At 67.1% G+C, this 6,380-nt stretch carries 6 protein-coding genes; 3 read left to right on the top strand and 3 right to left on the bottom strand.

Features of this window, described 5'->3' with window-relative positions; translation table 11 throughout:
* The first annotated feature begins 204 nt into the window (after positions 1-204).
* The gene (locus GPA27_RS05280) at positions 205-1,257 is read left to right on the top strand and encodes a Glu/Leu/Phe/Val dehydrogenase dimerization domain-containing protein (RefSeq protein WP_169138292.1); all 1,053 of its coding nucleotides are present in this window, start codon (positions 205-207) and stop codon (positions 1,255-1,257) included.
* A gap of 81 nt (positions 1,258-1,338) precedes the next feature.
* On the opposite strand, the gene GPA27_RS05275 is transcribed toward GPA27_RS05280, so the two are convergent.
* Positions 1,339-1,836: a YidB family protein gene (locus GPA27_RS05275; protein WP_373322725.1), complete on the bottom strand. Its 498-nt coding sequence runs from the start codon at positions 1,834-1,836 to the stop codon at positions 1,339-1,341.
* 76 nt (positions 1,837-1,912) lie between these two features.
* Here GPA27_RS05275 and GPA27_RS05270 point away from each other — a divergent pair, with 76 nt between their 5' ends.
* Entirely contained in the window at positions 1,913-2,773 is an 861-nt protein-coding gene (locus GPA27_RS05270; RefSeq protein WP_169138288.1) for a cation diffusion facilitator family transporter, read from the top strand.
* A gap of 47 nt (positions 2,774-2,820) precedes the next feature.
* On the opposite strand, the gene GPA27_RS05265 is transcribed toward GPA27_RS05270, so the two are convergent.
* Positions 2,821-3,498 carry a cytochrome b/b6 domain-containing protein gene (locus GPA27_RS05265; RefSeq protein WP_169138286.1) on the bottom strand — a complete coding sequence of 226 codons (678 nt, stop codon included), beginning with the start codon at positions 3,496-3,498 and terminating at the stop codon, positions 2,821-2,823.
* A 326-nt stretch (positions 3,499-3,824) separates the two neighbouring features.
* On the opposite strand from GPA27_RS05265, the gene GPA27_RS05260 reads away from it, so the two are divergent.
* Positions 3,825-4,427, top strand: a complete 603-nt coding sequence (locus tag GPA27_RS05260) for an EAL and HDOD domain-containing protein (RefSeq protein WP_169138284.1) — start codon at positions 3,825-3,827, stop codon at positions 4,425-4,427.
* 13 nt (positions 4,428-4,440) lie between these two features.
* Here GPA27_RS05260 and recQ read toward each other — a convergent pair whose 3' ends face one another.
* Positions 4,441-6,270 (bottom strand): DNA helicase RecQ, encoded by a 1,830-nt coding sequence (gene recQ, locus GPA27_RS05255; protein WP_169138282.1) that lies wholly within the window; start codon positions 6,268-6,270, stop codon positions 4,441-4,443.
* Positions 6,271-6,380 lie beyond the last annotated feature (110 nt).

Here is a 6,380-nt window from a genome sequence, read left to right as displayed (position 1 = left end):
GGGTGGGGATGGGTTAAGCAGACGTCGCAGAAGCCCATCCCCCTCCTAACCTCCCCCTTGAAGGGGGAGGAACACGGTGCCCGAGCAGATTGCTTGCCGGACAAATAGAAGCCGTTCCCCCCCCCCGCAGCAAACCTTCCGTTCCGGCCACGAGCCGTGGCGGAGGGCGCGTTGCACCCTTTCCAGACCAATGAAGGAGACATCATGAGCGTTTTCAACCTGAGCGATTTCGCCGACCACGAACAGGTCGTGTTCTGCAGCGACGAGAAGAGCGGCCTCAAGGCCATCATCGCGGTGCATAACTCCAACCTCGGCCCGGCCCTGGGCGGCTGCCGCATGTGGCCGTACGCCAGCGAGGAAGAGGCGATCCGCGACGTGCTGCGCCTGTCGCGCGGCATGACCTACAAGTCGGCGATGGCCAACCTCAAGCTCGGCGGCGGCAAGTCCGTGATCATCGGCAACCCGCGCACCGACAAGACGCCCGAGCTGCTGAAGGCCTTCGCCCAGGCCGTCGAGCGCGTCAATGGCCGCTACATCGCCGCCGAAGACTCCGGTACCGGCGTCGACGACATGAAGTTCATGTCGCAATTCACCGACCACGTCGCCGGCATCATCGACAAGCCGTCCGAGAACGGCGTGCGCAGCGGCGACCCCTCGCCCGCGACCGCCTACGGCACCTTCGTCGGCATCAAGGCCGCAGTCCAGGAGCGCCTCGGCCGCGATTCGCTCGCCGGCCTCAGGATCGCCGTGCAGGGCCTCGGCAACGTCGGCTTCGACCTCGCCCGCCAGCTCAAGGAAGCCGGCGCGCAACTGTGGGTCACCGACATCCACCGCGAGCCGCTGCTGCGTGCCGCCAAGGAGATTGAAGCAACCGTCGTCGCGCCGGAGGAGATCTTCGGCCTCGACGTCGACGTCTTTGCCCCGTGCGCGATGGGCGCGATCATCAACGACCAGACGATCCCGCAGCTGAAGGCGAAGATCGTCGCCGGCGCCGCCAACAACCAGCTCGCCGAGCCGCGCCACGGCCTCGCGCTGATGAACAAGGGCATCCTGTACGCGCCCGACTACGTCATCAATGCCGGCGGCATCATCGACGTGTATTACGAGCGCACCGGCAACTTCGACCGCGCCGCGCTCAAGAGTCACATCGAGAGCATCTACGACAACCTGATGGAGATCTTCGCGCGCGCGCGCAAGGAAGAGCGCCCGACCGGGGAAGTCGCCGACGCGATCGCCGAGGAGCGCTTCAAGCGCTGAGCGGCGACGCGCGCGGCCGGCGCCCTCAAGGCCGGCGCCCTCAAGCTCCGGCGGAGGAAGGGGGCCGGCCGCGGCGCGCGATCAGCCGCGCAGGAGTTTCGACGCCAGATCCGCCAGGCCGCCCGGCATGGCATTGTCGTCGGGCAAGCGCCCCTGCGGCGTGAGCTGGTCGATGAGTTGCGGCAGCAGTGCCGCGAGCCCGCCCGCCGCTTCCTGTTGCGGGATGCCGAGCTGGTTCGCGATGCCGCCGATCGTGTCGGCCCCGAGCGCGCTCGACAGCTGATCGCCGTCGATCGGGGCATTCTGGCCGGTGCCGACCCACGACGCCGCCGCATCGCCGAGCCCTGCATTCTGGAACTGCTGCAGCAGGCCGGCGAGTCCGCCCGGCTGGTTCTGCAGCAGGTTCATCGCCATCTGCAGCAGCGCGCCACCCGTTCCCTGCGCTCCCTGCTGTTGCCCACCGCCCAGCACACTACCCAGCACCTGGCCGGCCAATCCGTCCAACAGTCCCATTTCGGTCTCCCTGGCGTTTGCGACAGAACGGGCATTGTTGGCGCTTCGAATCCATTCCGCAAGCATCATCGGTGCTGGCCATTGCGCGTGGGGGCCGGCCCGCGTGGTTTACCATGTCGGCCATCGCAACGTTACCGACATCATGCGTACGCTCACTCCCCAACAGGCGCTGCTGCTCTCCGTGGCCGCCGCGCTCACGACCATCGGCATGAAGACCGGTGCGTGGTGGCTCACCGGATCGGTCGGCTATCTTTCGGATGCCCTCGAATCCCTCGTCAACCTCGCCGGTGCATCCTTCGCGCTGCTGATGGTGTCCTTTGCGCGCGCGCCGGCCGACCCCGGGCATCCCTACGGTCACGGCAAGGCCGAATACTTTTCCGCCGCGTTCGAGGGCGTGATGATCTTCATCGCCGCCCTGGCCATCCTGTTCGTCGCCGGCGAGCGCCTGCTTCATCCGCAGCCGCTGGGCGAACTGGGCATCGGCACTGCGTTGTCAGTCGGGGCGAGTCTCGTCAACTTCGTCGTCGCACGCATCCTCTTCCAGGTCGGGCGCGCGAACCGTTCGCTGGCGCTGGAGGCCGACGCCCGTCACCTGATGACGGACGTGTGGACCACCGCCGGGGTGGTCGTCGGCGTCGCGCTCGCGAGTGCGAGCGGGCTCGGGTGGCTGGATCCGCTCATCGCCGCGGCCGTCGCGCTGAACATCCTGCGCGAAGGCTGGGGGCTGATGCAGCGCTCGGTCGATGGGCTGATGGACCGCGCGCTCGCCGCCGAGGAGATCGAACGCATCGAGGCGGTGCTCGCGTCATTCACCGCCCGCGGCTGCCATTTCGCGAACCTCAAGACCCGCGTTGCCGGAGCGATGCATTTCGCGCATGTCGACATCCGCCTGCCGGGCGACTGGTCGGTCGCCCGCGCCCATGCGCTTGCCGACGAAGTCGAGCGGGCGGTGGAGCTGCAGGCCGGCACGCGTCTGACGACGCATGTGGAACCGGCCGAGTGAGCTTGCGGTGGGTGCCTGACGCGCGCGCCGGTCGGCGGCGGTGAAACTCAGCGCTGCTGCTTGTGGTGGCGGGTGCGTTCCTCGGATGTCCACACCTCACCCGAGCCCTCGCGGTGTTCGCGCCGCGTAAACGCCGACTTGTAGCCGGTGAACATCGCGAGCACGTAGTTCTGACGATGCCACCAGGATGACCACAATACCCCTGCGAGGTGAAAGGCCGCGAGCGTGAGCAGTGCCTTGGCCATGAACTTGTGCACCACTTCGAGGTTCTCGTCCCACAGCGTCGGAACGATGTCAGCGAGGGGGCCTTCGAGCTGCTGCGCGCCGTACAGCATGGTGCCGATCACCGCGTTGAACAGCAGCATCGCCAGCAGCAGATAGACCATGAGCGCGCCCATGGGGTTATGGCTGAGATATTCGCGTGCCTTGCCCATGCGCAGGGCGGAAAGCAGGTACTGCACGGTCTCGTTCAAGCTGTACGTGAACGCGGAGAATCGGGCGTACTTCGTGCCGACGAATCCCCAGATGACGCGGAGCATGACCAGCGCGAAGATCGTGTAGCCCGCGTATGCGTGGAGCGGGAACTTGTCGGTGATCAGGTAGCCAGTGGTGAAAGACACCACCAGGGTCCAGTGGAAGGTTCGCACGAGAATATCCCAGACCTTGATCCGGGTCTGTGCGGAAACTGTGCTTGCTTGCAGGCTGGCTGCGTGCGGGTCGTTCATGTCTTGTATGTGTCGTGTGTCGCCGCTGGCGGCGGTCGGGGTCGAAAAGCGGTTCTGAAACATAATTTTACCAGTCGACCGCGCGCGCCCGGATGATTCGGGTCAAGCCAGCCGTTAACAAGTTGGCAACGCTCTGTTGCGAAATGCGCTCGGACGACTCGTCCCCCATTTTTGGTGGGGAAAATCACCCGAATCGACGCCGGCGCCTTGGGGCAAGTCGCATCGCCTGTCGGCGGAACGCACGTTCCGCGCGTTAATGCAGGTACGGCACGAGTATTGCTCGTAACGGTTGCGGGGCAGGAATTTCGCCCGCCGAGGAGGCAACCATGAAATCCAGGAACGACGTTTTTCTCGCGCGCCAGCCGATATTCGACCGGCTGCGCAAGGTTGCCGCCTACGAGCTGCTCTTTCGCGAAGATGAATCGGGCGAAGCCCATGTCACCGACGATGCGCGCGCCACGGCGCAGGTCATTGCGCATGCCTTCGGCCGTATCGGCCTGAACAGCGTGATCGGCGGCAGTGCCGGCTTCGTCAACGTCGATGCGGAAATGCTGATGAGCGGTCGCGTCGAACGCCTGCCGCGCGATCGCGTGGTACTCGAGCTGCTGGAAACTGTCACGATCGACTGCGCCGTCGTGGAGCGTTGCTCCGAATTGAAGCACCTCGGCTACCGCCTCGCCCTCGACGACGTCTGCAGCGTGAGCCGCGAGCTGGAGCCGCTGCTCGACATCGTGGATGTCGTCAAAATTGACATTCTCCAGCTCGAACCTGCGGCGTTGGAGCTGCTGGTGCGCCGCCTGCGCCTGCATCCGGCGAAGCTGCTGGCGGAAAAGGTGGATACGCTGGAGCGTGCCCGCCGGTGCGTCGAGCTCGGCTTCGATCTCTTCCAGGGCTACTTCTTCGCCCGCCCGGCCCTGCTGATGGCCTGAAAGCCGCGCGCGATCAGACTTCGCGCGCGATCTCGGTGATGATCGAAGCCCCGTAGGCTTCGAGCTTGCGATCGCCGATACCCGAGATGTGTGCGAGCTCCTCGATCGAGGCCGGCCGCGCGAGCGCGATCTCGCGCAGCGTGGCGTCGTGAAAGATTACATACGCCGGCACGTTGCGCTCACGGGCGGTCGCCGCACGCCAGGCGCGCAGGCGGTCGAACAGCGTCAGCGGCACGCCGTCGAGGATCTCCATGCGGGTGCTGCGCGTGCGCTTCGTGCGCCGCTTCTCGGGCGCGAGCCGCAGCGCGAACTCCGACTCCCCGCGCAGCAGCGGTCGCGCCAGGTCGGTCAGCGTCAGCGCGTTGTGGCGGTCGTGATCGACGGCCAGCAGGCCGCGCGCGACGAGCTGGCGGAACAGTGTGCGCCAGGTCTTTTCATCCACGTCGGCGCCGATGCCGAAGGTGCTTACCTTGTCGTGCTCCCAGTCGCGCACCTTGTCGGTGAGTTCGCCGCGCAGCACGTCGATCACGTGGCCGGCACCGAAACGCTGGCCGGTGCGGAACACCCCCGACAGCGCCTTGCGCGCGGCATCGGTCGCGTCCCAGGTGCTCGGCGGTTCCAGGCAGTTGTCGCAGTTCCCGCAGGGCTGACCGGTCTCGCCGAAATGTGCGAGCAGGTGCTGGCGGCGGCAGCCGGTGGTCTCGACCAGTCCGACGAGCGCGTCGAGGCGCGCGCGGGCGCGGCGCTTGAAGTCCTCGTTGCCCTCGGATTCGTCGATCATGCGCCGCTGCTGCACGATGTCCTGCGCGCCCCAGGCCATCCACGCCTGCGATGCGAGGCCGTCGCGGCCGGCGCGGCCGGTCTCCTGATAGTAGCCTTCGATCGAGCGCGGCAGGTCGAGGTGGGCGACGAAGCGCACGTCGGGCTTGTCGATGCCCATGCCGAAGGCGATCGTCGCGCACATGACGATGCCGTCCTCGCGCAGGAAGCGGCTCTGGTTCGCCGCGCGCACGTCCTGCGGCATCCCCGCGTGATAGGCCAGCGCGCGGATGCCCTGTTCCTCCAGCCACGCGGCGGTCTCCTCGACCTTGCGCCGCGACAGGCAATAGACGATGCCGGCATCGCCCGCGTGGTCGTCGCGGATGAAGGCGAGCAGCTGGTTGCGCGGGTTGTCCTTGTCGACCATGCGATAGCGGATGTTCGGCCGGTCGAAGCTGGAGATGAAGCGGCGTGCCGTCGCGAGCCCCAGGCGCTGCGCGATCTCCTCGCGCGTCTCGGCGTCCGCCGTCGCGGTCAGGGCGATGCGCGGCACGCCCGGGTAGCGTTCCGACAGCACCGAGAGCTGCAGGTACTCGGGGCGGAAGTCGTGCCCCCACTGCGACACGCAGTGCGCTTCGTCGATCGCGAACAGGGCGATGCGACCGGCCTCGTGCAGGCGGTCCAGCGTCGCCAGCAGCCGGCCGGTGAGCAGGCGTTCCGGCGCTACGTACAGCAGGTCGAGCCGGCCGCCGACGAGGTCGCGTTCCACCGTGACGGATTCGTCGGCCGCCTGGCTCGAGTTCAGGTAGGCTGCCGCCACGCCCGCTTCCTGCAGTGCACTGACCTGGTCCTGCATCAGCGCGATCAGCGGCGACACCACCACGGCAGTGCCGGGGCGCAGCAGGGCTGGAACCTGGTAGCACAGCGATTTGCCGCCCCCGGTGGGCATCAGCACCAGCGCGTCGCCGCCGGCCGTCACGTGCTCGACGACGGCCTGCTGTTCGCCGCGGAAGGCGGTGTAGCCGAAGACGTGTTCGAGGACGTGGAGCGGGGAAGGTGGGGTGTGCGCGGTCATCGCTGCCATTCTACCGGTGACGCCCGGGTCGATACAGGCCGGGGAGCGAGATCGCGGACTTTCGTCGTGATGCAATCGGCATCGCTGCGGGCGGGGTGCCGGAGCGGGCAGGGGTTCGA

Origin of the sequence: Aromatoleum toluolicum (genome assembly GCF_012911005.2) — a bacterium.
GTDB classification, from domain to species: domain Bacteria; phylum Pseudomonadota; class Gammaproteobacteria; order Burkholderiales; family Rhodocyclaceae; genus Aromatoleum; species Aromatoleum toluolicum.
This window is presented reverse-complemented; position numbering and strand designations above follow the sequence as displayed.